We start from the raw sequence: 26,168 nt of genomic DNA on the forward strand, positions 1-26,168 counted from the left end.
CCGCCACGCCCGGACGGATGTCGGTCCTGCTTCGTAGAATCGTCTGCGATGACCATCACCTCTGACCGCGGAACCGCGACCCCGGGCCGGAACGCCTTCGGCGAGCCTGCAGACCTCCACATCCCCGGCGGGACGGCGCCGCACAGCACCTCGACGCTCAGCGTCCGGGGCGCTCGCGTGCACAACCTCCGCGACGTCGACCTCGAGATCCCTCGGGACTCGCTCGTCGTGTTCACCGGGCTGTCCGGGTCGGGCAAGTCCTCGCTCGCGTTCGACACGATCTTCGCCGAGGGCCAACGGCGCTACGTGGAGTCGCTGTCGGCCTACGCCCGGCAGTTCCTCGGCCAGGTGGACCGGCCCGACGTCGACTTCATCGAGGGCCTGTCGCCGGCGGTCTCGATCGACCAGAAGTCGACGAACCGGAACCCGCGGTCGACCGTGGGCACCATCACCGAGGTCTACGACTACATGCGTCTGCTCTGGGCGCGCATCGGTGTCCCGCACTGCCCCGTCTGCGGCGAGGTGATCAGCAAGCAGAGCGTGCAGCAGATCGCGGACCAGCTCATGGAGTTCGAGACCGGCACGCGCTTCCAGGTCCTCGCGCCGGTCGTCTCCAAGAAGAAGGGCGAGTTCGTCGACCTCTTCCAGGAGCTCGCGGCCTCGGGGTACGCCCGTGCGATCGTCGACGGTGAGCGCATCCAGCTGAGCGACCCGCCCAAGCTCAAGAAGCAGGTCAAGCACGACATCTCGGTGATCGTCGACCGTCTCGTGGCGAGCGACGACATCCTCGGCCGCCTCACCGACTCGCTCGAGACCGCCCTGCGGTTGACGAACGGCACCGTGGCGATCGACCTCGTCGACCACGAGGGGCCCGGCGCGGTCCGGACCTACTCCGAGAACCTGTCCTGCCCGAACAACCACCCGCTCGCGCTCACCGAGATCGAGCCGCGGACCTTCTCGTTCAACGCACCGTTCGGTGCCTGCCCCGAGTGCTCGGGCCTCGGTACTCGCATGTCGGTCGACCCCGACCTGGTGCTCGGCGACCCCGAGGCCTCGCTGCGAGACGGCGTCCTGCTGCCCTGGACGGGCACGAGCGGGCTGTACTCGTACTTCGAGAAGCTCCTCGCGGGTCTCGGCAAGGACCTCGGGTTCGGCCTCGACACCCCGTGGAACCAGCTCGACCCGTCGGTGCAGGCCGCGATCCTGACCGGCAAGGACTTCCAGGTCTCCGTGTCGTGGAAGAACCGTTTCGGCCGCGAGATGCGGTACACGAGCGGGTTCGAGGGCGTCATGCCCTACATCGAGCGCAAGTTCGCCGAGGCCGAGTCGGACTCGCAGCGGCAGCGCTTCCAGGGCTACCTGCGCGAGGTCCCCTGCCCGGTCTGCGACGGCACGCGCCTGAAGCCCGAGGTCCTCGCCGTGACGGTCGACGGTCGCAGCATCGCCGACGTGACCGACATGTCGCTCGACCAGGCGTACGGCTTCATGGAGGAGCTGACGCTCACCGAGCGTGAGGCGCACATCGCGGCCGCGGTCCTCCGCGAGATCCGCGCGCGGCTCGAGTTCCTGCTCGAGGTCGGCCTGAACTACCTGACCCTCGCACGCGGAGCCGGCGGGCTCTCCGGCGGCGAGGCACAGCGCATCCGGCTCGCGACGCAGATCGGATCGGGCCTGACGGGTGTGCTCTACGTGCTCGACGAGCCGAGCATCGGCCTGCACCAGCGCGACAACCGTCGGCTCATCGACACGCTCGTCAAGCTCAAGGACCTCGGCAACACCCTCATCGTCGTCGAGCACGACGAGGACACCATCCGCACGGCGGACTGGGTCGTCGACATCGGACCGGGCGCGGGCGTGAACGGCGGCAAGGTCGTTCACTCCGGCTCCTACGAGGGCATCATCGCGAACCGCGAGTCGGTGACCGGTGACTACCTGGCAGGTCGGCGCGCGATCGAGGTGCCCGCCGAGCGACGGAAGATCAACCCGAAGCGCGTCATCAGCGTGCAGGGCGCCCGGGCGAACAACCTCAAGCAGGTCGACGTCGACTTCCCGCTCGGTGTCTTCACCGCGGTGACCGGCGTCAGCGGCTCCGGCAAGTCGACCCTGGTCAACGACATCCTGTACAAGGTGCTCGCGAACCAGCTCAACGGCGCACGGCACATCGCCGGCAAGCACACCCGCGTGAAGGGCCTCGACCAGCTCGACAAGGTCGTGCACGTCGACCAGGCGCCGATCGGCCGCACCCCGCGGTCCAACCCGGCGACCTACACCGGCGTGTTCGACCGCATCCGGCAGCTCTTCGCCGAGACGCCCGAGGCGAAGGCGCGCGGCTACCAGCCCGGTCGCTTCAGCTTCAACGTCAAGGGCGGCCGCTGCGAGAACTGCTCGGGTGACGGCACGATCAAGATCGAGATGAACTTCCTGCCCGACGTCTACGTGGCGTGCGAGGTCTGCGGCGGTGCGCGGTACAACCGCGAGACGCTGCAGGTGCACTACAAGGGCAAGGACATCTCCGAGGTCCTCGACATGCCGATCAGCGAGGCGGCCGAGTTCTTCGAGCCGATCTCGGCGATCCACCGCTACATGGCGACGCTCGTCGACGTGGGCCTCGGCTACGTGCGCCTCGGGCAGAGCGCGACGACCCTCTCCGGTGGCGAGGCCCAGCGCGTCAAGCTCGCGACGGAACTCCAGCGCCGCTCGAACGGCCGCACGGTCTACGTGCTCGACGAGCCGACGACCGGCCTGCACTTCGAGGACGTCCGGAAGCTGCTGCTCGTGCTGCAGAGCCTGGTCGACAAGGGCAACACCGTGATCACGATCGAGCACAACCTCGACGTGATCAAGTCCGCCGACTGGCTGGTCGACATGGGACCTGAGGGCGGCGCCGGTGGCGGTACGGTCCTGGCCGTCGGCACCCCGGAACACGTGGCCGACGTCCCCGAGAGCCACACCGGTGTGTTCCTGCGCGAGATCTTCGATGCGCAGGACGCCCGTGTCGGCAAGGAGCAGGCGGTCGGTGCGCGTCAGGCCACCCAGAAGCACCAGGGCGGGCAGCAGAGCAAGCAGAAGGCGGGTGCTCGGTAGGTGGCGGACACCGTCTCCTGGCGGCCGAAGGCGGGGGAGATCCCGACCGACCCAGGCGTCTACCGGTGGCGTGACGAGGCCGGTCGGGTGCTCTACGTCGGCAAGGCGAAGAACCTCCGCGCCCGCCTGAGCAACTACTTCGCACCGCTGCCGACCCTCCACGAGCGCACCCGACGCATGGTGCTCACGGCCCGGAGCGTCGAGTGGACCACCGTCGGCTCCGAGATCGAGGCACTGCAGCTCGAGTACACCTGGATCAAGGAGTTCGACCCGCCGTTCAACGTCAAGTTCCGGGACGACAAGTCGTACCCGTACATGGCGATCACCCTGGGCGAGGAGTCGCCGCGGGTGATGGTGACGCGGAACCGGAAGATCAAGGGCGCGAAGTACTTCGGGCCCTACCCGAAGATCTGGGCGGTGCACGACACCATCGACCTGATGATCAAGGTGTTCCCGATCCGCACCTGCTCGGACTCGTCCTACAAGAAGGCGATGCAGACGGGCAAGCCGTGCTTCCCGGGCCAGATCGGCAAGTGCGGTGGGCCCTGCTCGCAGAAGGTCACGATCGCCGAGCACCGGGCGATCGTCGAGGAGTTCGTCCGGTTCATGGGCAGCTACGACCGCAGGGTGATCACGACCCTGCGGCAGCGCATGGCCGCGGCCGCCGACGCCATGGACTACGAGCAGGCGGCGCGGTACCGCGACCAGGTCGGTGCCCTCGAAGCGGTGCTCGAGAAGTCGGCGGTGGTCCTCCGTGACTCGGTCGACCTCGACCTGTTCGGTGTGGCCGAGGACGAGCTCGCCGCCGCCGTGCAGCTGTTCTCCGTGCGCGGCGGGCGCATCCGCGGTGTCCGGGGGTGGGTGGTCGACAAGGAGCTCGACATCAGCACCGGTGACCTGGTCGAACAGATCGTCCAGGGCCAGTACGCGACGAGCGACGACGTCCCGCGCGAGGTCGTCGTGCCGGAACTCCCCGAGGACGCCGAGGCCCTGCAGCAGTGGCTCAGCGAGCGGCGCGGCGGGCGCGGCACGAAGCTCAGCACGGCCCAGCGGGGCGACCGGGCGGGCCTCGCGCGCACGGCCGCCCAGAACGCCGCGCAGGCGCTCATGCTCTACAAGACGAAGCGCAGCGCGGACTACACGACCCGGTCGGCTGCCCTCGCCGACATCCAGGACGCCCTGGGCATGACCGAGGCCCCCCTGCGGATGGAGTGCTACGACATCTCCCACCTGCAGGGCACGAACGTGGTGGCGTCGATGGTGGTGTTCGAGGACGGGCTCCCGCGCAAGGACCAGTACCGCCGCTACACGATCGCCGAGACGACCGACGACACCGACAGCATGTACCAGGTGCTGTCGCGACGGCTGGCGCGCCTCGACGAGGACGCCGCGGTGCCGGACGTCCCGGACGCCACGAGCGAGGACGTCGTCGAGGGCACGAAGCCGACGAAGCGGTTCGCGTACCGTCCGCAGCTGCTCATCGTCGACGGCGGCCAGCCCCAGGTCCAGGCGGCCAAGCGGGCGATGGACGAGGCCGGCGTGCACGACATCGCCCTGGTGGGCATCGCGAAGCGCCTCGAGGAACTGTGGTTGCCCGACGACGACTTCCCGGTGATCATGCCGCGCAACTCCGAGGCGCTCTTCCTGATCCAGCGGATCCGTGACGAGGCGCACCGGTTCGCGATCACGCACCAGCGGACCCGCCGGAAGCGCGACGTCCGGTCGCAGCTGTCGGAGATCCCCGGGCTCGGCCCGACCCGGGTGAACGCCCTGCTGAAGCACTTCGGGTCGGTCGCGCGCCTGCGTGAGGCGACGGCGGAGCAGATCGCCGAGGTGAACGGCGTCGGGCCGGCCACCGCGGCGGCGGTCGTCACGAAGCTCGCGCAGACGCCCCGCAGCGCGCCGGAGGGGAGCCCGCCCGGAGCGAGCGCCCCCGAGGCGGGCCCGTCCGGTGCGAGCGCCCCGGACGCGGGCTCGCCCGGAGGAAGCGTGCCGGAGGCGAGCGACGCCGACCCTGCCGGGCGCGCAGCCAGCACCCCCGGTCCGGAGCGGACGACGGACCCGGACGCGCCCGCAGCCGCCGCGGAGGAGCCGAGCCGCGCCTCCCGGCCGGTCGGCCCCGTCCGCGTCCCGGACGTCTCTGCCGACGGCCCGTCGCGTCCACGGTGACCGGCCCCGCTCCGAGCGCGGGACGGTAGCCTGGACGCGCAGCCGAGACCCGAAGCCGAGACCTCCCCGGGCCGTGGCCCGGGCCGCCACGACGGAGCCCTCCCACACATGAGCGACACGAGCGACGACCGAACAACCCCGACGTCCGCGTCGCAGCAGCACGACATCCTCATCGTCACCGGCATGTCCGGCGCCGGCCGTTCCACGGTCGGCAAGGCACTCGAGGACCTCGGCTGGTACGTGGTCGACAACCTCCCGACGCAGATGCTCGGCCCGCTCACCGAGCTCGCGGACCGTGCCGGGGAGAAGATCCCGAAGATCGCGACCGTCGTCGACGTCCGCGGCGGACGGTTCTTCACCGACCCGGAGCAGGCGGTCGAGCAGGTCCGTGCCAGCACCTCCGCCCGGGTCCGGGTGCTCTTCCTCGAGGCGACGGACGCCGTGCTCGTGCGCCGCTTCGAGCAGGTCCGCCGGCCGCACCCGTTGCAGGGCGACGGGACGCTGCTCGACGGCATCGGCCTCGAGCGTTCGCGGCTGTCCGGGCTGCGCGAGGCCTCCGACGTCGTCATCGACACCTCGGACCTGAACATCCACCAGCTCGCCAACGCCGTCACGGAGCGCTTCGCCGACGACCACTTCGTCGGGGTCCAGGTCACGCTCATGAGCTTCGGGTTCAAGTACGGGCTGCCCGCCGACGCCGACATGGTCGCGGACGTGCGGTTCATCCCGAACCCCTACTGGGTGCCGGAACTCCGCCCGCACACCGGCCTCGACGCCCCCGTCTCGGAGTACGTCCTGTCGCAGCCGGGCGCCCGCTCGTTCGTCGAGCGGTACGCTGCCGTGCTCGAGCCCGTGCTGGCGGGATACCAACGCGAGAACAAAAGACACGCTACGATCGCCATCGGCTGTACCGGCGGCAAGCACCGCTCGGTCGCCGTCGTCGCCGAGTTGGCGAACCTCCTCCGCGGGATGTCCGACGTCGCCGTGCGTGTGAAGAACCGAGATCTCGGCCGGGAGTGACCGTTCCTCCGGCCGCTCCACACCCACGTGCGCCGGACCCGCGGACCCCACCAGAGAAAACGTTAGGAATGATGCTGTGCCGTTGACTGCCGAGGTCAAGGACGAACTGGCCAGGGTCGTCGTGAACCGCAACACGGTCCGCGCCGCCGAACTCGCGACCATCCTGCGGTTCGCGGGCGGCCTGCACGTCATCTCGGGCAGGATCGCGGTCGAGGTCGAGCTCGACACCCGGATCATCGTCCACCGCGTGCGCAAGGACCTGGCGGAGCTGTACGGCGTGCGGAGCGAGGCGTCGGTGGGGTCGTCCGCGTCCTCCCGCCGCGGCACCCGCTACCTGGTCCGCGTGCTCGAGGCGGGGGAGACGCTCGCCCGCCAGACCGGGCTCATGGACGCGCGCCGTCGCCCGGTGCGTGGCCTGCCCAACCGTCTGACGACCGGCAACCGCGAGGACCTCGCCGCCATCTGGCGCGGTGCGTTCCTCGCCTCCGGCACGCTGACCGACCCCGGTCGCGCCGCCGCGCTCGAGGTCACCTGCCCGGGCAACGAGGCGGCGATGGCACTGGTCGGTGCCGCCTCGCGCCTCGGGATCGCCGCGAAGGGCCGCGAGGTCCGCGGCGTCCACCGCGTCGTCATCCGCGACGGCGAGGCGATCGGCCAGATGCTCACCGTCATGGGCGCCGCCCGCACCACCGCCGAGTGGGAGGAGATGCGCCAGCGCCGCGAGGTCCGCGCCACCGCCAACCGTCTGGTGAACTTCGACGACGCCAACCTCCGCCGCTCGGCGCAGGCCGCCGTCGCCGCGTGCGCCCGCGTCGAGCGCGCGCTCGAGATCCTCGGTGACGACGTCCCGGACCACCTCAAGTACGCCGGGTCGCTCCGGCTGCAGCACCGTGACGCCTCGCTCGACGAGCTCGGTCAGCACGCCGAGCCGCCGATGACCAAGGACGCGATCGCCGGCCGGATCCGCCGCCTGCTCGCGATGGCCGACAAGAAGGCCGTCGACACCGGCGTGCCGGGGACCGAGGCCAGCGTGCCGGAGGAGCTCGAGGGGGCGTAGCCCCGACCGGCCCCACGACGGACGGGAGGCGCGGTGCCGGCTGGCACCGCGCCTCCCGTCCGTCTGGGGGAGCGTCCACCACTGTCGGCGGGACCGTCCGGACGGACCGTCATCCGGCGCGGGCGCGCAGTGTCCGACTGCTAGGGTCGTTACGGCGACGTTACGGGGCGTATCGTCCACCACACGTGGGTCCGCAGGGCCGCACGACTCCGAAAAGCAGCGCCCCCGGGGCGCTCCACACCCACCAGGAGATCCATTGACCGTCAAGATCGGCATCAACGGCTTCGGCCGCATCGGCCGTAACTTCTTCCGGGCCGCCCTCGCCAAGGGCTCCGACCTCGAGATCGTGGCGGTGAACGACCTCACCGACAACGCGGCCCTCGCGAACCTGCTGAAGTTCGACTCCATCACGGGTCGTCTCGGCGTCTCCGTCGAGCTCGACGGCGACAGCATCGTCGTCGACGGCAAGCCGATCAAGGTCCTCGCGGAGCGCGACCCCGCGAACCTCCCCTGGGGCGAGCTGGGCGTCGACATCGTCATCGAGTCGACCGGCTTCTTCACCAAGGCAGCCGACGCGCAGAAGCACATCGACGCGGGCGCCAAGAAGGTCATCATCTCGGCCCCGGCGACCGGCGACGACGTCACCATCGTCCTCGGCGTCAACGAGGACCAGTACGACCCCGAGAACCACAACATCATCTCGAACGCGTCGTGCACCACGAACAGCCTCGCGCCGCTCGCCAAGGTCTTCCACGACAAGTTCGGCATCGAGCGTGGCCTCATGACGACGGTGCACGCGTACACCGCCGACCAGAACCTGCAGGACGGCCCGCACAAGGACCCGCGTCGTGCCCGCGCCGCGGCGCTCAACATCGTCCCGACCTCGACCGGTGCGGCGAAGGCCATCGGCCTCGTCATGCCCGAGCTCGCCGGCAAGCTCGACGGCTACGCCCTCCGCGTGCCGGTGCCGACCGGTTCGATCACCGACCTCACCCTCGAGACGTCGTCCGAGGTCACCGTCGACGAGATCAACGCCGCCTACAAGGAGGCCGCCGAGGGCCCGCTCAAGGGCATCCTGCTCTACAGCGAGGACCCGCTGGTGTCGACCGACATCACGACGGACCCGCACTCGTCGATCTACGACTCCGGCCTGACCAAGGTCATCGGCAAGCTCGTCAAGATCACCTCGTGGTACGACAACGAGTGGGGCTACTCGAACCGCCTCGTCGACCTGACCGAGTACGTGGGCGAGCGACTCTCGGCATGAGCCTCCGCACCCTCGAGGACCTCGGCGACCTCGCCGGCAAGCGCGTCGTCGTCCGGTGTGACCTGAACGTCCCGCTCAAGGACGGCACGATCACCGACGACGGCCGCGTGCGCGCGTCGCTGGGCACGCTCAACACGCTCGTCAACGCCGGTGCGCGGGTCATCGTGATCTCGCACCTCGGTCGTCCCGACGGCACGCCTGCGCAGGAGTACTCGCTCGCCCCCGTGGCGCAGCGGCTCTCCGAACTGCTCGGCAAGGAGGTCACCTTCGTCGGCGAGACCGTCGGCGACGAGGCGACCGCGGCCGCCGAGGCCCTCGGGGACGGCGACGTCCTGCTGCTCGAGAACCTCCGCTTCAACCCGGAGGAGACCTCGAAGGACGCGTCGGCGCGCACGGCGTTCGCCGAGCGGATCGCCGCCCTCGGTGACGCGTTCGTGTCGGACGGCTTCGGCGTCGTGCACCGCAAGCAGGCCTCCGTGTACGAGCTCGCGGCAGCGCTGCCCAGCGCGGCCGGCTCGCTCATCGAGTCCGAGCTGACGGTGCTCGAGCGGTTGACCAAGGACCCGCAGCGGCCGTACACGGTCGTGCTCGGCGGATCGAAGGTCAGCGACAAGCTCGGTGTCATCGAGCACCTGCTCCCGCAGGTCGACACGCTGTGCATCGGCGGCGGCATGCTCTTCACGTTCCTCGCGGCCCAGGGTCACGGGGTCGCGAAGTCGCTCCTCGAGCAGGATCAGCTCGACACCGTCCGGGCGTACCTCGCCAAGGCGGACGAGCTCGGCGTGACGATCGACCTGCCGACCGACGTCGTGGTGGCCTCCGGGTTCGCTGCGGACGCCGACCACGAGACCGTCGCGGCCGACGCGATCGAGTCCTCGTCGTTCGGCACGGACGGCATCGGCCTCGACATCGGCCCGGAGACCGCGGCGCGCTTCGCGTCGGCGGTGTCCGGCTCGAAGACCGTGTTCTGGAACGGCCCGATGGGCGTGTTCGAGTTCCCGGCGTTCGCAGCAGGCACGAAGACCGTCGCGCAGGCGTTGACCGAGGTCGACGGCCTCGGTGTCGTCGGCGGTGGCGACTCCGCGGCGGCCGTCCGGTCGCTCGGGTTCTCGGACGACCGGTTCGGGCACATCTCGACCGGTGGTGGTGCGAGCCTCGAGTTCCTCGAGGGCAAGTCACTGCCCGGTCTCGAAGCACTGGGGTGGTCCCGATGACCCGCACGCCGTTCATCGCCGGTGACTCCGGGAAGGACGCAGCATGAACCGCCGTCCGTTCATCGCCGGTAACTGGAAGATGAACCTGGACCACCTCCAGGCCATCGCCACCGTGCAGAAGCTCGCGTGGACCCTGAAGGACGCCCGTCACGACCACGACGACGTCGAGGTCGCGGTGTTCCCGCCCTTCACGGACCTCCGCAGCGTGCAGACGCTCATCTCGGCCGACAAGCTCGAGATCCGGTTCGGCGCACAGGACCTGTCCCAGTACGACTCCGGTGCCCACACCGGTGACGTGTCCGGGGCGTTCCTCGCAGCGCTCGACGCGCAGTACGTCATCGTCGGACACTCCGAGCGGCGCACGCTGCACGGCGAGACCGACGAGGTCGTCGCCGCGAAGACCGCCGCTGCAGTCAAGCACGGCCTCGTGCCGGTGGTCTGTGTCGGTGAGACCGGCGAGGAGCGCGAGCAGCGCGGCGCCGGTGTCGTCCCGGTCGAACAGCTCAAGGTCGTCCTCGAGGCCGTGAAGCCGTCCGAGATCGTCGTCGCGTACGAACCGGTCTGGGCGATCGGTTCCGGTCAGGCCGCGACTGCGGAACAGGCCCAGGAGGACTGCGCCGCGCTGCGTCGCGGGATCGCCGAGGCCTGGGGCGACGACCTCGCCGCCAGCACGCGCGTGCTCTACGGCGGTTCTGTGAAGTCGGGCAACATCGCCGGCTTCCTGCGCGAGCCCGACATCGACGGCGCGCTCGTCGGTGGGGCCTCGCTCGACGTGCAGGAGTTCGCGGCGATCGCGCGCTTCCGGCAGCACGTCGGACTCTGATCCATCCTGCTCAGGCCGGCCACGTCCGCGTGGCCGGCCTGAGCCACGCCCGTGCCGGTGTCGGGGCTGCTCACGCGGCCCGCTACACTTGCAGGGCTGACTTCACACGAAAGGTACGTCGTGGCGATACTCTCCGTCGTGCTGCAGGTCCTGCTCGCGATCACGAGCCTCCTGCTCACGCTCCTCATCCTCCTGCACAAGGGCCGCGGTGGCGGTCTCTCCGACATGTTCGGCGGCGGCGTGACGAGCAACCTCGGGGCGTCCGGCGTCGCCGAGCGCAACCTCAACCGCATCACGGTGATCCTCGGTCTGGTCTGGATCGTCTCGATCATCGTGCTCGGTCTCATCAACAAGTTCACGGCAGGGAGCTGAGCCATGGCAACCGGAGGCAGTGCAATCCGAGGGTCCCGCGTCGGCGCGGGTCCGATGGGGGAGCAGGACCGCGGCGTCCAGGCCGAGCGCGTGGCCGTCTCGTACTGGGACGCCCTCGGCAACGAGGTCGTGCGGTACTTCTCGGCGACCCTGCCGGACGACGAGATCCCGGAGACGGTGGACTCGCCGTCGACGGGTCTGCCGGCCGGCCGCGACAAGGAGAACCCTCCCGTCGTCGCGAAGACCGAGCCCTACAAGACGCACCTCGCGTACGTGAAGGAGCGCCGCACCGAGGAAGAGGCAGCGCAGCTCCTCGAGGACGCGCTGCAGCAGCTCCGGCAGCGCCGCGGTACCGCGAAGTAGCACCCGACGTCAGAAGGCCCCCGCACCGATCCGGTGCGGGGGCCTTCGTCGTCCGCGGGACGTGTAGTCGGTGCCCCTCGGTCCTCCGGTCCTGGCTGTTCCGGTCGCAGGACGTGCCGCGCGCGGTCGTTCGGGTCGCACGACATGCCGTCGGGGTCGGAGGTGAGCGGCAAGTCGTGCGACCGGAAGCGGGCAGGCGACGTCCGCACGGCAGTTGCGCGGGCCGGCACCGACGACGGACGGGAGGCGCGGTGCCAGCCGGCACCGCGCCTCCCGTCCGTCTGGGGGTCGCGTCTAGTAGGTCGACGCGATGAGGTTCTCGGGGACCTCGCGCGCGGCGTCCTGGTCCACGAAGAACACGGTGCGCTTGCGGCCCTGCACGCCGCCGACGGGGACCTCGTCCACCGCGGCACCGGCCAGTGCGAGGCCGAGCACCGACGCCTTCTCGGCGCCGGACAGGATGACCCACACGCGCTGCGAGGCGTTGATCACCGGGAAGGACAGCGTCAGGCGCTGCGCCGGCGGCTTGGGGGAGTCGTCGACCGTCAGCACGGCACGGTCGGTCACCGCGAGCTGCGGGAACTCGGGGAAGAGCGACGCCGTGTGGCCGTCGGGGCCGACCCCGAGCAGCGTGATGTCGAAGCGCGGCGCGACCGCACCCACGGGTGCTGCCTCCTGGAGCTCGCGCTCGTACTGTGCGGCGGCCTCGTCGATGGACAGCCCGGCGTCGGACGGTGCCATCGGGTGGATGTTCGCCTGCGGGATGTCCACGTGCTCGAAGAAGTCCGTCTGCGTGCCGGTGACGTTGCGGTCCGCATCGCCCTCGGCGACCCAGCGCTCGTCGACCCACCACACGTGCACCTTCGACCAGTCCACGCTCTCACGCGCAGGCGACTGCCCGATCGCCGCGAGGACCAGGGTCGACACCGAGCCGCCGCTGATCGCGATGTCCGCGCGCTCCTGCTCGTCCAGCACGTCGATGATCTTCGTGAGGAAGCGAGCGGCGACCGACGCGCCGAGGGACTGCTTGTCCGGGTGCACCAGCACCCGTCGTTCGTTGGTCACGTGTCTCCCGTGTTCGTGGCGGCCGACCGGTGCGACCGCCTTCGGTCCGACCGGGGCGGGCGGCGGTCGTGTCGACCGCCGCCCGGACCCCGGCCGTGTGCGGTGCTCAGCCGGCGATGGACTCGCGCAGCTGGGGCACCCCGTGCTTGACGACGTCTCCGAAGAGGACGTCCGCGTCGAGTCTACGGAGTTCCTCTGCGAGGCAGTCGCGCAGGTTCCGTCGGGGCAGCGACAGGTCGTGCGTCGGCTGCCCGGGCATCGACAGGGTCGCGACGTCGACGAGCGAGCGCTCGAGGTCGATCGTGCCCGAGGCACGCTCGAGCTTGACCCCGTGGATGCCGCTCGACCCGGTGGCCCGCGGCGAGGTGACGACGGACACCGGCACCTGCAGCTGCAGCTGGAGCCACGCGGCGAGCAGGATCGTGGACGGGCTGTCGCTCGCACCGGACACCTCGACACCGGTGACGGGCTCGTACGGCGGCTGGTCGAGCGCCGCGGCGAGCTGGTTCCGCCAGAGCGTCAGACGGGTCCACGCGAAGTCGGTGTCACCCGGCACGTAGGACTTCCCGAGCGCCTCGATCGCGCTGTTCGGGTCCTTCTGCGCGGCGGCATCGGTGATGCGACGCTGCGCGATCCGGCCCAGCGCGGACGCTGCCGGCTGCTCCGGAGCGGCCTGCGGCCACCATGCGACGACGGGGGCGTCGGACAGGAGGAGACCGGTGACCAGGCTCTCCTCGTCCGTCGCGGTCTCGCCGTACGCACGGAGGACGATGACCTCGCTCGCGCCCGCATCGCTGCCGACGCGGATCTGGGCGTCGAGCCGACCGGGGGACTTCGTGTCGCCGTCGTTCTTCGACACGATGATCACCCGCATCGGGTGCTCGCGCGACGCCTGGTTCGCGGCCGAGATCGCCTCTTCCTCGTGCCCGAGGGCGGTCGAGATGATGAGCGTCAGCACGCGGCCGAGGGCGACGGCGCCACCCTCCTCGCGGATGTGGACGAGCTTCTTCTGGATCTTCGAGACCGTGGTGTTCGGCAGGTCGATCTTCATGGACGCCTCCAGGTCCGGCCGTCGCGGGCGAGCAGGGCATCGGCGGACGCCGGACCCCACGTGCCGGGACGGTACTGCTCGGGCTGGCCCTGCGTGGCCCAGAACTCCTCGATCGGGTCGAGGATCTTCCACGACAGTTCCACCTCTTGGTGACGGGGGAACAGGGGAGGGTCGCCGAGGAGCACGTCGAGGATGAGTCGCTCGTACGCCTCCGGCGAGGCCTCGGTGAACGCGTGTCCGTAGCCGAAGTCCATCGTCACGTCGCGCACCTGCGTGCCGACGCCCGGGACCTTCGAGCCGAAGCGGAGCGTGACGCCCTCGTCCGGCTGGACACGGATGACGAGCGCGTTCTGCCCGAGGGGTGCCTGCGTGTTGCCGTAGACGTCCTCGGGGACGCGCTTGAAGACGATCGCGATCTCGGTCACGCGACGGCCGAGGCGCTTGCCTGCCCGCAGGTAGAACGGGACGCCCTGCCAGCGGCGGGTCGCGATGTCGAGCTTGATCGCCGCGTAGGTCTCGGTCGTGGACTCGGGGTCCATCCCCGCTTCCTCGAGGAAGCCCAGGACCTTCTCGCCGCCCTGCCAGCCACCGTCGTACTGGCCGCGTGCCGTCGCCGTGGCGAGGTCCTCGGGCAGGCGCACGGCGGAGAGCACCTTCTCCTTCTCGGCGCGCAGGTCAGCGGCCTTGAACGAGACGGGTTCCTCCATCGCGGTGAGCGCGAGGAGCTGCAGCAGGTGGTTCTGGATGACGTCGCGCGCTGCGCCGATGCCGTCGTAGTACGCGGCCCGACCGGCGACGCCGATGTCCTCGGCCATCGTGATCTGCACGTGGTCGACGTAGTTCGAGTTCCAGATGGGTTCGTACATCTGGTTCGCGAACCGGAGCGTCAGCAGGTTCTGGACGGTCTCCTTGCCGAGGTAGTGGTCGATACGGAACACGTCGTCGGGCGCGAAGACGCTCTCGACGATCGCGTTCAGCTCGCGCGCGGTGCGGAGGTCGGAGCCGAACGGCTTCTCGACGACCACGCGGCTCCAGGAGCCCTCGCGCTTCTCGGTCAGTCCGGAGACCTTGAGCTGCTCGGTCACCACCGGGAACATCTTCGGCGGGATGGAGAGGTAGAAGGCGTGGTTGCCGAGCGTGCCGCGCTCCGCGTCGAGCTCGTCGACGGTGCGCTTCAGCTCGAGGAAGGCCTCGGGGTCGTCGAACGAGCCCTGCACGAAGCGGATGCCCTGCTCGAGCTGCTTCCAGACGGCCTCGTCGAAGGGGGTGCGGGAGTGGTCCCGGACCGCGTCGTGCACGAGCTGGGAGAAGTCCTGGTCCTCCCAGTCGCGCCGGGCGAACCCGACGAGTGCGAAGCCCGGGGGCAGGAGCCCTCGGTTCGCCAGGTCGTAGACCGCGGGCATCAGCTTCTTGCGGGACAGGTCGCCCGTCACGCCGAAGATGATGAGGGTGCTGGGCCCCGCGATCCGGTTCAGACGTCGGTCGGTCGGCAACCGGAGCGGGTTGTGCTCCGGGGTGATCGCCACCGGTGACATGAGTGTGGACTCCTTGTGGGTCGAACGGAGACGGCGGAGCGCTGCGCTGCGGGGGCAGCGGCGACTCCGCCGTCGTGGTGGTCAGGTCCGGCCGGGAGGCGCGTCGCGGCTCCGGCGGTCGGGTCCTGACCGGGGGTGCCTGCGTCCGGGGGACGGCGGTCCCGTCCTCCGGACGCAGGCTCCGGTCGTGCTTACTTGCTGTTCTCGAGCGCGGTCTTCACCGTGTCGACGAGCTCGCCCCAGGAGACGTTGAACTTGTCGACGCCCTCCTTCTCGAGCAGCGCGACGACGTCGTCGTAGTCGACACCGGCGGCAGCGATCTGGTCCATGACCTGCTGCGCGTCGTCGAACGAGCCGGCGATGGCGTCACCGTGGATCTCGCCGTGGTCGAACGTCGCGTCGAGCGTCTTGCCCGGCATGGTGTTGACCGTGTTCGGCGCGGCGAGCTCGGTCACGTAGAGCGTGTCGGGCAGCGACGGGTCCTTGACACCGGTCGAGGCCCACAGCGGGCGCTGCGTGTTGGCACCGGACTCGAGCAGGCCGAGGGCACGCTCGGTGGCGAACTGCTCGGTCCAGACCTGGTACGCGAGCTGCGCGTTGGCGATGCCGGCCTTCGACTTGAGGGCCTTCGCCTCGTCGGTGCCCGCGGCGTCGAGGCGCTTGTCGATCTCGGAGTCGACACGTGACACGAAGAACGAGGCGACCGAGTGGATCTTCGAGAGGTCGTGGCCCGCGGCCTTGGCCTTCTCGAGGCCACCGAGGTAGGCGTCGATGACGGCGCGGTAGCGCTCGAGCGAGAAGATCAGGGTGACGTTGACCGAGATGCCGGCACCGATGACCTCGGTGATGGCCTCGAGGCCCTCGAGCGTCGCGGGGATCTTGATGAGGACGTTCTCGCGACCGACCTTCTCGAACAGGAACTTGGCCTGCTCGATGGTCTTCTGGGTGTCGTGGGCGAGGCCCGGCTCGACCTCGATCGAGACACGGCCGTCGAAGCCCTTGGTCTCGTCGTAGATCGGCTTGAAGACGTCGGACGCGTTCGCGACGTCCTGCGTGGTGATCTCGAAGATCGCCTCGGTGACGTCGGTGCCCTTCGCCGCGAGCTCCTTGACCTGCGAGTCGTAGCGCTCGCCCTTGGCGAGGGCCGACGCGAAGATCGTCGGGTTCGTGGTGACGCCGACGACGTTCTTCTGCTCGATCAGCTCGGTCAGCTTGCCGGTCTCGAGCAGCTCGCGCGACAGGTCGTCGAGCCAGATGCTGACGCCGACCTCGGAGAGGGCGGCGGTGGGGGTGTTCTCAGCCATGGTTTCTCTTCTTCTTTCGTCGACCGGCCCGGTGCGCGGAGGCGACCAGGGCCGTGTGTGTCGTGGTCTGTGGGCCGGGAGGCGCGGTGGCGGGGCCGCCGCGTGCCTCCCGGCAGAGGGGCCGGACCCGGCGTACCGGATCCGGCCCCTCGTGGGTCAGGACGCTGCGATCGATTCCTTGGCGGCGGCGACGACGTGCTCGGTGGTGAAACCGAACTCGGCGAACAGGCGCTGGTAGTCGGCCGATGCACCGAAGTGCTCGATCGACACGCTGCGGCCCTTGTCGCCGACGATGTCGCGCCAGCTCATCGCGATGCCGGCCTCGACCGAGACGCGCGCGGTGACGGCCTTCGGCAGGACCTGCTCGCGGTAGGACTCCGACTGCTCGAAGAACCACTCGAGCGAGGGGGCGCTCACGACGCGGGCGTTGATGCCCTCGCCCTTGAGCTGCTCACGCGCGTCGACCGCGATCTGGACCTCGGAACCGGTCGCGATGAGGATCACGTCCGGGGTGCCGTTCGGCGCCTCGGCCAGGACGTACGCGCCCTTCGCGACGTTCTTCGCCGAGGCGAGCGTCTCGCCGGAGGCGTCGCCCTCGCCACGCTCGAAGACGGGGAGGTTCTGACGGCTCAGCGCGATGCCGGCCGGACGGTCCTTGTGCTTGAGCATCTCGAGCCACGCGTACGACACCTCGTTGGCGTCGGCCGGACGGACGACGTCGAGACCCGGGATCGCACGGAGCGCGGTGATCTGCTCGATCGGCTGGTGCGTCGGGCCGTCCTCGCCCAGGGCGATGGAGTCGTGGGTCCAGACGTAGATCGCCGGCGCCTTCATGAGCGCGGCGAGACGGACCGCCGGACGCATGTAGTCGCTGAAGATGAGGAACGTGCCGCCGAAGGGGCGGGTGTTCCCGTGCAGGACGATGCCGGACAGGATCGAGCCCATCGCGTGCTCGCGGATGCCGAAGTGCAGCACGCGGCCGTACGGGTCGGTGCTCCAGGTCTTCGTCGACGCCTCGGCCGGACCGAAGGACTTCGCGCCCTCGATCGTGGTCAGGTTCGACTCGGCGAGGTCCGCCGAACCGCCCCAGAACTCGGGCATGAGCGGCGCGATGGCGTTGATGACCTTGCCGGAGGCGGCGCGGGTCGAGACGGCCTTCTCGGTGGAGAAGACCGGCAGCGCCTCCTCGAGGCCCTCGGGGAGCTCGCCCGCGTTGATGCGGTCGAGCATGGCCTTCTTCTCCGGGTTGGCCGCAGCCCACGCGTCGAAGGTCTTCGTCCACTCGGCGTGCTCGGCCTGGCCCTTGGTGATCGCACCGCGGGTGTACTCGAGCACCTCCGGGTCGACGTGGAAGGTCTTGTCCGCGTCGAAGCCGAGGACCTCCTTGAGGCCCTTGAGCTCGTCGGCACCGAGCGCCGAACCGTGGATCTTGCCGGAGTTCTGCTTGGTCGGCGACGGCCAACCGATGATCGTCTTGAGGACGATGAGCGACGGCTTGGTCGTCTCGGCCTTGGCGGCCTCGACGGCGCGGTGGAGCTCCTCGACGTCCTCGGAGTACTCGCCGGTCTTCTTCCAGTCGACGTGCTGGACGTGCCAGCCGAGGGCCTCGTAGCGGGCCGCGACGTCCTCGGAGAACGCGATGTCGGTGTCGTCCTCGATCGAGATCTGGTTCGAGTCGTAGAAGACGACCAGGCGACCGAGCTGCTGACGGCCCGCGAGGCTCGCGGCCTCGTTGGTGACGCCCTCCTGCATGTCACCGTCACCGGCGATCACGTAGGTGAAGTGGTCGAAGGGCGACTCGCCGTCGGCGGTCTCCGGGTCGAACAGGCCGCGCTCGAAGCGCTGCGCGTAGCCGAAGCCGACCGCCGAGGCGAGGCCCTGGCCGAGCGGGCCGGTGGTGATCTCGACACCGTCGGTGTGGCCGTACTCCGGGTGACCCGGGGTCTTCGAGCCCCACTTGCGCAGGTGCTGCAGGTCCTCGAGCTCGAGGCCGTAGCCGTGCAGGTAGAACTGCACGTACTGCAGGATCGAGGCGTGACCGGCGGAGAGGATGAAGCGGTCGCGACCGATCCAGGTGGAGTCGCTGGGGTCGCGACGCATCACCTTCTGGAAGAGCAGGTGGGCGACCGGCGCGAGGCTCATCGCGGTGCCGGGGTGACCGTTGCCGGCGGCCTCGACCGCGTCGGCGGCGAGGACGCGTGCCGTGTCGACGGCCTTCCGGTCGATGGCGTCCCAGGTGAATTCAGCCACTTGGATGTTGACCCTTCGTTGTTGCGACATGTGCGAGGGCTCGTGCCATCGCACGGACATGATCGCCGTCCCGGGGCCGTGTGTCGTGTCGCCGTCGAGCGGCGGCCGACCGGCTCTTCGCGGCCGACGTCTTCGGGGCACACGATGCGGGAGGGCGTGTCCAGCATAGTGACCACGCACTCAGAAGGTGTCCAGGTGACGACGGTGCCGTGTCGGGCAGCCGGCCCGGTCGGCGAGGCGGGGCATCCTCGCGGCGCCTCGATGGCCTAAACTGGTGTCGACCCGTGTGCATTCCGGGTCGACGCACGCCCCGACGGTGACGGAGCCGCCCACCGAGCGTGCGAGCTGACGCGAACGGACTGAGGTTCCCCTGTTGACTGCCACCGCGACCCGGCCCGACACCGATCGACCCCGCTCGACGCTGTCCCGCAAGGTCCGCGCGTACGTCTCGCTGACGAAGCCCCGGGTCATGGAGCTGCTCCTCGTCACGACCGCTCCGACGATGTTCCTGGCGGAGCGCGGGGTCCCGGACCTCTGGCTCGTGTTCTGGACGATGCTCGGCGGCGCGATGTCGGCAGGGTCGGCCTCGGCGTTCAACTGCTACATCGACCGCGACATCGACCGGCTGATGAAGCGCACCAGCCAGCGCCCCCTGGTCACCGGTGAGCTCTCCGACAAGGAGGCACTGGTGTTCTCGTGGACGCTCGCCGTCCTGTCGACCGCCGTCCTCGGCTTCCTGGTGAACTGGCTGGCCGCCGCGCTCAGCGTCGTCGCGATCCTGATCTACGTCTGCGTCTACACGCTCTGGCTCAAGCGCCGCACCCCGCAGAACATCGTCTGGGGCGGATCCGCCGGGTGCATGCCGGTGCTCATCGGCTGGGCCGGTGTCACCGGGTCGCTGACCTGGGCGCCGATCATCCTCTTCATGGTGATCTTCCTCTGGACGCCGCCGCACTACTGGCCGCTGTCGATGAAGTACCGCGACGACTACGACGCCGCCGACGTGCCGATGCTCGCGGTCGTGCGCGGCCGCACGGTCGTCGGGCTGCAGGTCGTGCTCTACGCCTGGGCGACGCTCGTCTGCTCGCTGCTGCTCATCCCGGTCGCGCACATGGGGCCGCTGTACACGGTCGTCGCCCTGGCCGGGGGCATCTGGTTCGTCGTCGAGTCGCACCGGCTGTACTCGCGGGCGATCCAGCACGTGGAGCAGGTCCAGCCGATGCGGGTGTTCCACAGCTCGATCACGTACCTGACGCTGCTGTTCATCGCGGTGGGCATCGACCCGCTGCTGCCGCAGGTCTTCACCTTCACGATCTAGCCAGGGTTCGTCGCCCGCGCACGGAGCGCCGCCGGTCTGCCGGCGGCGCTCCGTGCGTCGGGGCGCAGCGCGGGCGGTCCCGGGTCGGGCGTTCGCGGGTCGGGTGGGCGCGGCTCGGACACGGGCGCGCGGGGTGCGTGCCCGGGTCGACCCGGGTGGCGTCGGTTGACGCGACGACGCCGCTGTCGTACGACGACGGGGATGTCGCGGGAGCCTGCGCGTGACGCGGGCTGCGCGAGGCGAGTGCGCCCAGCGACGATGCCGCTGTCGTACGACGACGGGGATGTCGCAGCAGACGCGCGGCCGCGACCGGGCGTCGGACGGGAGGCGCGGGGCGGGCGGTGCTGCGCCTCCCGTCCGCACCGTGGCCGGTCCGGTGCCGAGGCGCGGGGCGGGGGGTGCTGCGCCTCCCGTCCGCATCGTGGCCGGTCCGGTGCCGAGGTGCGGGACGGCGGCGTCCGCACGAGACGGTCGCACCTGCGCGAGACGGTGCCGGATCCGGAGGCGTCCCGGGTGGTCGGAGGCGTCCTGCGCCGACGCCGGCGTCCTGTGCGTGGTCACGGGGCCGGAGCCGTGCGGACGACGACGTCCCACGCGTCGGCGCTCGGGACGGAGGCGACGCGTGGGACGTCGGAGGGCGGCGGACGACCGCGTCAGGCGGTGATGCGCTCCCGCGCGGCCTGGCGACCGGCGCTGCCGCGCGTGCTGAGCACGACGACGGTGACCGCACCGACGAGGAGTCCGGCGAGCACCATGTGGGTCCCCACCAGGCCGACCGGCAGGCCCGTGCGCGCCTGGGTCAGGCCGACGGCGATCTGCACGAACTCGACGACGAGCAGGACGAGGGCCCAGCGGCTCGACAGCCGGAGGACGACCGCGCCGACGACGAGCGCCAGCGTCAGCGCGAACAGCGCGTAGGCCGGGATCGCGTGCAGGTGCTCCATCAGCTGCGGGTCGAACCCGGTGCGGTGCAGACGGCCCCCGTCGACCGCCTCGCTCGCACCCGCGTGCGGCCCGGAGCCCGTGGTCAGGATGCCGACCAGGACGGTGACGACCACCGCGACGACGGTGCCGCGGACCAGGCCGGTGTACCAGCCCGGGACGAGCCGCACCGCGGTGCGCGGACCGTTCATCGAGCGGTACACGAGCGTCGCCGTCACCGTGACGAGCGTCGTCGACACCACGAAGTGCAGCCCGACGACGAACGGGTTGAGGTTCGTGAGGACGCTGAGGCCGCCGATCACCGCCTGCACGGGGATCGCGATGCCCTGGGCGAAGGCGAGCCAGAAGAGCTCGGGGCGCGTGCGGCGCATGCGGACGACGGCGAGGAACATCGCGACCGCGACCACCACCAGCACGAAGGTGAGCAGACGGTTCCCGAACTCGATCACGCCGTGGATCCCCATCTCCGGGGTCGACACGAGCGACTCGGCGGTGCACTTCGGCCACGTCGGGCAGCCGAGCCCGGACGCCGTCAGGCGGACGAGGCCGCCGGTGCCGATCAGCACCACCTCGACGACGAAGGACGCCCAGGCGAGCCAGATCACGCGGGGGTCGACGGCGCGGGGGAGGGACCACCACCGCGGCGTGCGGGTGCCGGGGCGGACGCCCTGCTCGACGGTGGGTCCGACGCGAGTCACGAGGGTGGTGCCTTCCTGTTGTTCCGTGCGGTGAACCTGTAGGATTCGAGGGTTCAGCAGCAGTCAAGTCTAGGCAGGCGCCGGCTCCGAATGGGCCGTGATCGCCGATCGGTCGGACGACTGCGTGGGACCATCGACGTTGCGAGGCAGCAACGCCGTGGGACTCCTGTCGGAGGTCCGCGGTGGAATGGCGTCCGGACGTCACGGGTTGTCCCGACAGACGCTGCCGCGAGAAGGAAACGAGGAGACCATGTCCGACGTGCTCATCGACCGTCCAGAACTCGAAGGGCTCGGCCAGTACGAGTTCGGCTGGTCCGACTCCGACACGGCCGGCGCGTCCGCGCGCCGTGGTCTGTCGGACGAGGTGGTCAGCGACATCTCCGCCCGGAAGAACGAGCCCGAGTGGATGCACAAGCTCCGCCTCAAGGCGCTGACGCTGTTCGACCGCAAGCCCATGCCGTCGTGGGGTGCCGACCTGTCGGACATCGACTTCGACAACATCAAGTACTTCGTGAAGTCCACCGAGAAGCAGGCCCAGACCTGGGAAGAGCTGCCGGAGGACATCCGCAACACCTACGAGCGCCTCGGCATCCCCGAGGCGGAGCGCCAGCGCCTCGTCGCCGGTGTCGCCGCCCAGTACGAGTCCGAGGTCGTCTACCACCAGATCCGCGAGGACCTGGAGCAGCAGGGCGTCATCTTCATGGACACCGACACGGCGCTCCGCGAGCACCCGGAGTTCTTCGAGGAGTACTTCGGCTCGGTGATCCCGGCCGGCGACAACAAGTTCGCCGCGCTGAACACCGCCGTGTGGTCCGGCGGCTCGTTCGTCTACGTCCCGAAGGGCGTGCACGTCGAGATCCCGCTGCAGGCCTACTTCCGGATCAACACCGAGAACATGGGCCAGTTCGAGCGGACGCTGATCATCGCGGACGAGGACTCCTACGTCCACTACATCGAGGGCTGCACGGCGCCGATCTACAAGTCGGACTCGCTGCACTCCGCCGTGGTCGAGATCATCGTGAAGAAGAACGCCCGCGTGCGCTACACGACGATCCAGAACTGGTCGAGCAACGTCTACAACCTCGTCACCAAGCGCGCGATCGCGCACGAGGGCGCGACGATGGAGTGGATCGACGGCAACATCGGGTCGAAGGTCACGATGAAGTACCCGTCGATCTACCTCGCCGGTGAGCACGCCAAGGGCGAGACCCTGTCCGTCGCGTTCGCCGGTCCGGGCCAGCACCAGGACGCCGGCGCGAAGATGATCCACATGGCGCCGTACACGACGTCGTCGATCGTCTCGAAGTCGATCGCCCGTGGCGGCGGCCGCGCCGGCTACCGCGGTGAGGTCCGCGTCGACCCGGCCGCGCACCACGCCGCGAACACGGTCCGCTGTGACGCGCTGCTCGTCGACACGGTGAGCCGCAGCGACACGTACCCGGCGATCGACATCCGCGTCGACGACGTCCAGCTCGGCCACGAGGCCACGGTCTCCCGCGTGAGCGAGGAGCAGCTGTTCTACCTCATGTCGCGCGGCATGCCGGAGGACGAGGCCATGGCCATGATCGTCCGCGGGTTCATCGAGCCCATCGCCCGCGAGCTCCCGATGGAGTACGCGCTCGAACTCAACAAGCTCATCGAGATGAGCATGGAAGGATCCGTCGGCTAGATGTCGAACACCAGCACCAACCCGACACCCACCGACGGGGCCACCCCCGCACCGCGCATCGACCAGCCGGTCGAGCCCTCGGCCGTCGCACAGGGCCAGCAGGCTCCGTCCGCACGCAGCACGCAGGGCACCGACCAGCACGGTGCCCGCGCGCACTCCGACGGCGGCTGGGACGCGAAGGTCCCGGTCCAGACCCGGTCCGAGCGGCCGCAGTCCGGTGACCTCGACGCGTTCCCGCCGGTGACCGGCCGCGAGGTCAACTGGAAGTTCGCGCCGCTCGCGAAGCTCCAGCCGTTGCTCGAGGGTGGCCTCGACGGCTCCGCCTACCCGTTCCTGGCCCGCCAGACCGAGGGGGCCGACGTCGAGTGGGGTCGCAGCGACGACCCGGTCGTCGGCACCGCCGGCCTGCCCGAGGACCGCGCGGCCGCGGCGGCCTGGACCGCCCGCGACGCGGTGCTGAAGGTCACCGTCAAGGCGACCGAGGCGCACGAGTCGATCTCGATCACCCGCTCGGACTTCGGCACGCAGGCCCGCGCGGCGCACACGGTCATCACGGCCGAGCAGCACGCCCAGGGCATCGTCGTCATCGACAACCGCGGGTCGGCGCTCCTCAGCGAGAACGTCGAGATCGTCGTCCGTGACGGCGCACGGCTCACGGTGGTCAGCCTGCAGGACTGGGACGACGACGCGGTGCACGTGTCGACGCAGTTCGCCGAGGTCGGTCGCGACGCCTTCCTCAAGCACGTCGTGGTCTCGCTCGGCGGCGACGTCGTCCGCGTGAACCCCTCGACGCACCTCGGGGCGCAGGGTGCGGACACCGAGATGTACGGCGTGTACTTCGCCGACGCCGGCCAGTACATCGAGCAGCAGGTGTACGTGAACCACGACGCCCCGAACACCCGTGGCCGCGTCAACTACAAGGGCGCACTGCAGGGCGAGGGTGCGCACACGGTCTGGATCGGCGACGTGCTGATCGGGCGCGCCGGCGACGGCACCGACTCGTACGAGCAGAACCGCAACCTGGTGCTCACCGACGGCACGCGCGCGGACAGCATCCCGAACCTCGAGATCGAGACGGGCAACATCGAGGGGGCCGGGCACGCCAGTGCGACCGGTCGCTTCGACGACGAGCAGCTCTTCTACCTGCAGGCCCGTGGCATCCCCGAGGAGGAAGCCCGGCGCCTCGTCGTGCTCGGCTTCCTGGTCGAGGTCATCCAGAAGATCGGCGCGCCCGAGCTCGAGGAGCGCCTGATCGCCGCGGTCGAGCAGGAGCTCGCCGACGGCCGGACCGCGGTCGCCGCTGCGGAGCCCGAGGCCGAGCAGGCGGACGCCTGATGGCCGAGAAGGTCTGCGCTGAGTCGGAGATCGCCGTCGACAGCCCGATGCGCGTCGTCGTGGACGGCACCGCCGTGGCGATCGTGAAGGACTCGGCCGGGGCCGTGCACGCGATCGGTGACACCTGCACGCACGGGGACATCTCCCTGGCCGAGGGCTTCGTCGAGGGCGACACGCTCGAGTGCTGGGCCCACGGGTCCCGCTTCTCGCTGGCCACCGGCAAGCCGCAGAACTTCCCGGCGTACGAGCCGGTGCCGGTCTTCCGGGTCGAGGTCCGCGACGGCGACGTCTACGTCGACGTGCACGACCCGGTCCCCGTCGACTGAGCGACACCACCACTCTTCCCGCGCGGCTGACGCCGCACAGCAGCTGTAACCGAAGGAACGCAATGTCCACTCTCGAAATCCGTGACCTGCAGGTCTCGATCGACACCGACCAGGGCACCAAGGAGATCCTGAAGGGCGTCGACCTCACCATCAACGAGGGCGAGATCCACGCGATCATGGGGCCGAACGGCTCCGGCAAGTCCACCCTGGCCTACACGATCGCCGGTCACCCGCGCTACAACGTCACCGGCGGCTCGATCACGCTCGACGGCGAGGACGTCCTCGCGATGAGCGTCGACGAGCGCGCCCGCGCCGGCATGTTCCTCGCGATGCAGTACCCGGTCGAGATCCCCGGCGTCACGGTGTCGAACTTCCTCCGTACCGCGAAGACCGCGATCGACGGCGAGGCCCCCGCACTCCGCGGGTGGGTCAAGGACCTGCGCCAGTCGATGGCCGACCTCAAGATGGACTCGTCGTTCGCCGAGCGCAACGTCAACGAGGGCTTCTCCGGCGGCGAGAAGAAGCGCCACGAGATCATGCAGCTCGAGCTCCTCAAGCCGAAGTTCGCCGTGCTCGACGAGACCGACTCCGGCCTCGACGTCGACGCGCTGAAGATCGTGTCCGAGGGTGTCAACCGCGCGAAGGCAGCGACCGGCCTCGGCGTCCTGCTGATCACGCACTACACGCGCATCCTCCGCTACATCAAGCCGGACTTCGTCCACGTGTTCGTCGCGGGCAAGGTCGCCGAGCAGGGTGGTCCGGAGCTGGCCGAGCGCCTCGAGAACGAGGGCTACGACCGCTACGTGCAGGCCGCAGCGGCGGGCAACTGATGATCACCGCACTCTCCCCGGAGAAGTTCGACGAGGTCGTCGAGGGCCTCAAGGAGGTCCAGGACCCGGAGCTCGGCGTCAACATCGTCGACCTCGGCCTCATCTACGACCTCGCGATGGACGACGAGGCGAACGCCCTCGTGATCAGCATGACGCTGACGAGCGCGGGCTGCCCCCTGACCGACGTCATCGAGGGCGACACCGCCAACGCGCTCGACGGCATCGTCGACGCCTTCCGCATCAACTGGGTGTGGATGCCGCCGTGGGGTCCGGAGCGGATCACCGACGACGGACGCGAGATGATGCGCGCGCTCGGTTTCTCGATCTAGCAGCATCCGACCGACGGACGGGAGGCGCGGTGCCAGCCGGCACCGCGCCTCCCGTCCGTCGTCGGTACGGCGCGCTCGCCATGCCGAGTACGCACGATCCGTCACGCTCGACCGGTCCCCGCGACGCCCATCGCCCGCCCGGCGATC

At 70.0% G+C, this 26,168-nt stretch carries 21 protein-coding genes; 15 read left to right on the top strand and 6 right to left on the bottom strand.

Going from position 1 to position 26,168, the window contains the following annotated elements; translation table 11 throughout:
* Nucleotides 1-48: 48 nt before the first annotated feature.
* The 9 genes from uvrA (at nt 49) to JOD95_RS01430 (ending at nt 11,369) form a co-directional block, all read left to right on the top strand.
* Nucleotides 49-3,084, top strand: coding sequence for an excinuclease ABC subunit UvrA (gene uvrA, locus JOD95_RS01390; protein WP_245171061.1), 3,036 nt, complete (start codon nt 49-51; stop codon nt 3,082-3,084).
* Nucleotides 3,085-5,253, top strand: a complete 2,169-nt coding sequence (uvrC, locus tag JOD95_RS01395) for an excinuclease ABC subunit UvrC (RefSeq protein ID WP_209682492.1) — start codon at nt 3,085-3,087, stop codon at nt 5,251-5,253.
* A 108-nt stretch (nt 5,254-5,361) separates the two neighbouring features.
* Entirely contained in the window at nt 5,362-6,273 is a 912-nt protein-coding gene (gene rapZ / locus JOD95_RS01400; protein ID WP_066654437.1) for an RNase adapter RapZ, read from the top strand.
* Nucleotides 6,274-6,349: 76 nt separating this feature from the next.
* Nucleotides 6,350-7,330 (top strand): DNA-binding protein WhiA, encoded by a 981-nt coding sequence (whiA, locus tag JOD95_RS01405; RefSeq protein ID WP_209682494.1) that lies wholly within the window; start codon nt 6,350-6,352, stop codon nt 7,328-7,330.
* Between the two features lie 256 nt (nt 7,331-7,586).
* Nucleotides 7,587-8,597: a type I glyceraldehyde-3-phosphate dehydrogenase gene (gap, locus tag JOD95_RS01410; protein ID WP_058749583.1), complete on the top strand. Its 1,011-nt coding sequence runs from the start codon at nt 7,587-7,589 to the stop codon at nt 8,595-8,597.
* Nucleotides 8,594-9,811, top strand: a complete 1,218-nt coding sequence (gene pgk, locus JOD95_RS01415) for a phosphoglycerate kinase (protein WP_066654427.1) — start codon at nt 8,594-8,596, stop codon at nt 9,809-9,811. Before gap ends, pgk begins: the two co-directional genes overlap by 4 nt.
* 43 nt (nt 9,812-9,854) lie before the next feature.
* On the top strand, nt 9,855-10,634 hold the full coding sequence (gene tpiA / locus JOD95_RS01420) for a triose-phosphate isomerase (RefSeq protein ID WP_066654426.1): 780 nt from the start codon (nt 9,855-9,857) through the stop codon (nt 10,632-10,634).
* Nucleotides 10,635-10,754: 120 nt separating this feature from the next.
* Complete coding sequence (gene secG / locus JOD95_RS01425) at nt 10,755-11,006, top strand: preprotein translocase subunit SecG (RefSeq protein ID WP_058727797.1); 252 nt, start codon at nt 10,755-10,757, stop codon at nt 11,004-11,006.
* A gap of 3 nt (nt 11,007-11,009) precedes the next feature.
* A complete protein-coding gene (locus JOD95_RS01430) occupies nt 11,010-11,369 on the top strand; it encodes an RNA polymerase-binding protein RbpA (protein WP_066654425.1) in 360 nt (119 codons plus the stop codon).
* A gap of 294 nt (nt 11,370-11,663) precedes the next feature.
* Here the strand turns inward: JOD95_RS01430 and pgl are convergent, their stop codons facing one another.
* The 5 genes from pgl to tkt all read right to left on the bottom strand — a co-directional run bounded on the left by pgl (nt 11,664) and on the right by tkt (nt 18,574).
* On the bottom strand, nt 11,664-12,434 hold the full coding sequence (gene pgl / locus JOD95_RS01435; RefSeq protein ID WP_209682497.1) for a 6-phosphogluconolactonase: 771 nt from the start codon (nt 12,432-12,434) through the stop codon (nt 11,664-11,666).
* Between the two features lie 106 nt (nt 12,435-12,540).
* The gene (locus JOD95_RS01440) at nt 12,541-13,485 is read right to left on the bottom strand and encodes a glucose-6-phosphate dehydrogenase assembly protein OpcA (protein WP_066654421.1); all 945 of its coding nucleotides are present in this window, start codon (nt 13,483-13,485) and stop codon (nt 12,541-12,543) included.
* Nucleotides 13,482-15,020 carry a glucose-6-phosphate dehydrogenase gene (gene zwf / locus JOD95_RS01445; protein ID WP_066654419.1) on the bottom strand — a complete coding sequence of 513 codons (1,539 nt, stop codon included), beginning with the start codon at nt 15,018-15,020 and terminating at the stop codon, nt 13,482-13,484. The genes JOD95_RS01440 and zwf overlap by 4 nt, the downstream gene beginning before the upstream one ends.
* 191 nt (nt 15,021-15,211) lie before the next feature.
* Nucleotides 15,212-16,324, bottom strand: a complete 1,113-nt coding sequence (gene tal, locus JOD95_RS01450) for a transaldolase (RefSeq protein ID WP_066654417.1) — start codon at nt 16,322-16,324, stop codon at nt 15,212-15,214.
* Nucleotides 16,325-16,480: 156 nt separating this feature from the next.
* On the bottom strand, nt 16,481-18,574 hold the full coding sequence (tkt, locus tag JOD95_RS01455) for a transketolase (protein ID WP_209682499.1): 2,094 nt from the start codon (nt 18,572-18,574) through the stop codon (nt 16,481-16,483).
* Between the two features lie 373 nt (nt 18,575-18,947).
* Here tkt and JOD95_RS01460 point away from each other — a divergent pair, with 373 nt between their 5' ends.
* Nucleotides 18,948-19,892 (top strand): heme o synthase, encoded by a 945-nt coding sequence (locus tag JOD95_RS01460; RefSeq protein ID WP_066654411.1) that lies wholly within the window; start codon nt 18,948-18,950, stop codon nt 19,890-19,892.
* A 653-nt stretch (nt 19,893-20,545) separates the two neighbouring features.
* On the opposite strand, the gene JOD95_RS01465 is transcribed toward JOD95_RS01460, so the two are convergent.
* Nucleotides 20,546-21,532, bottom strand: coding sequence for a heme A synthase (locus JOD95_RS01465; RefSeq protein WP_081984874.1), 987 nt, complete (start codon nt 21,530-21,532; stop codon nt 20,546-20,548).
* 250 nt (nt 21,533-21,782) lie between these two features.
* On the opposite strand from JOD95_RS01465, the gene sufB reads away from it, so the two are divergent.
* The 5 genes from sufB (at nt 21,783) to JOD95_RS01490 (ending at nt 26,021) form a co-directional block, all read left to right on the top strand.
* On the top strand, nt 21,783-23,201 hold the full coding sequence (gene sufB / locus JOD95_RS01470) for a Fe-S cluster assembly protein SufB (RefSeq protein ID WP_066654410.1): 1,419 nt from the start codon (nt 21,783-21,785) through the stop codon (nt 23,199-23,201).
* Entirely contained in the window at nt 23,202-24,536 is a 1,335-nt protein-coding gene (sufD, locus tag JOD95_RS01475; protein ID WP_081984872.1) for a Fe-S cluster assembly protein SufD, read from the top strand.
* Nucleotides 24,536-24,862, top strand: a complete 327-nt coding sequence (locus JOD95_RS01480; RefSeq protein WP_081984870.1) for a non-heme iron oxygenase ferredoxin subunit — start codon at nt 24,536-24,538, stop codon at nt 24,860-24,862. The genes sufD and JOD95_RS01480 overlap by 1 nt, the downstream gene beginning before the upstream one ends.
* A gap of 62 nt (nt 24,863-24,924) precedes the next feature.
* Nucleotides 24,925-25,692, top strand: coding sequence for a Fe-S cluster assembly ATPase SufC (sufC, locus tag JOD95_RS01485; RefSeq protein WP_066654406.1), 768 nt, complete (start codon nt 24,925-24,927; stop codon nt 25,690-25,692).
* Nucleotides 25,692-26,021, top strand: coding sequence for a metal-sulfur cluster assembly factor (locus tag JOD95_RS01490; protein WP_022902786.1), 330 nt, complete (start codon nt 25,692-25,694; stop codon nt 26,019-26,021). Before sufC ends, JOD95_RS01490 begins: the two co-directional genes overlap by 1 nt.
* Nucleotides 26,022-26,168: the final 147 nt, after the last annotated feature.

This window comes from Curtobacterium sp. 1310 (assembly GCF_017834105.1).
Lineage (GTDB): Bacteria > Actinomycetota > Actinomycetes > Actinomycetales > Microbacteriaceae > Curtobacterium.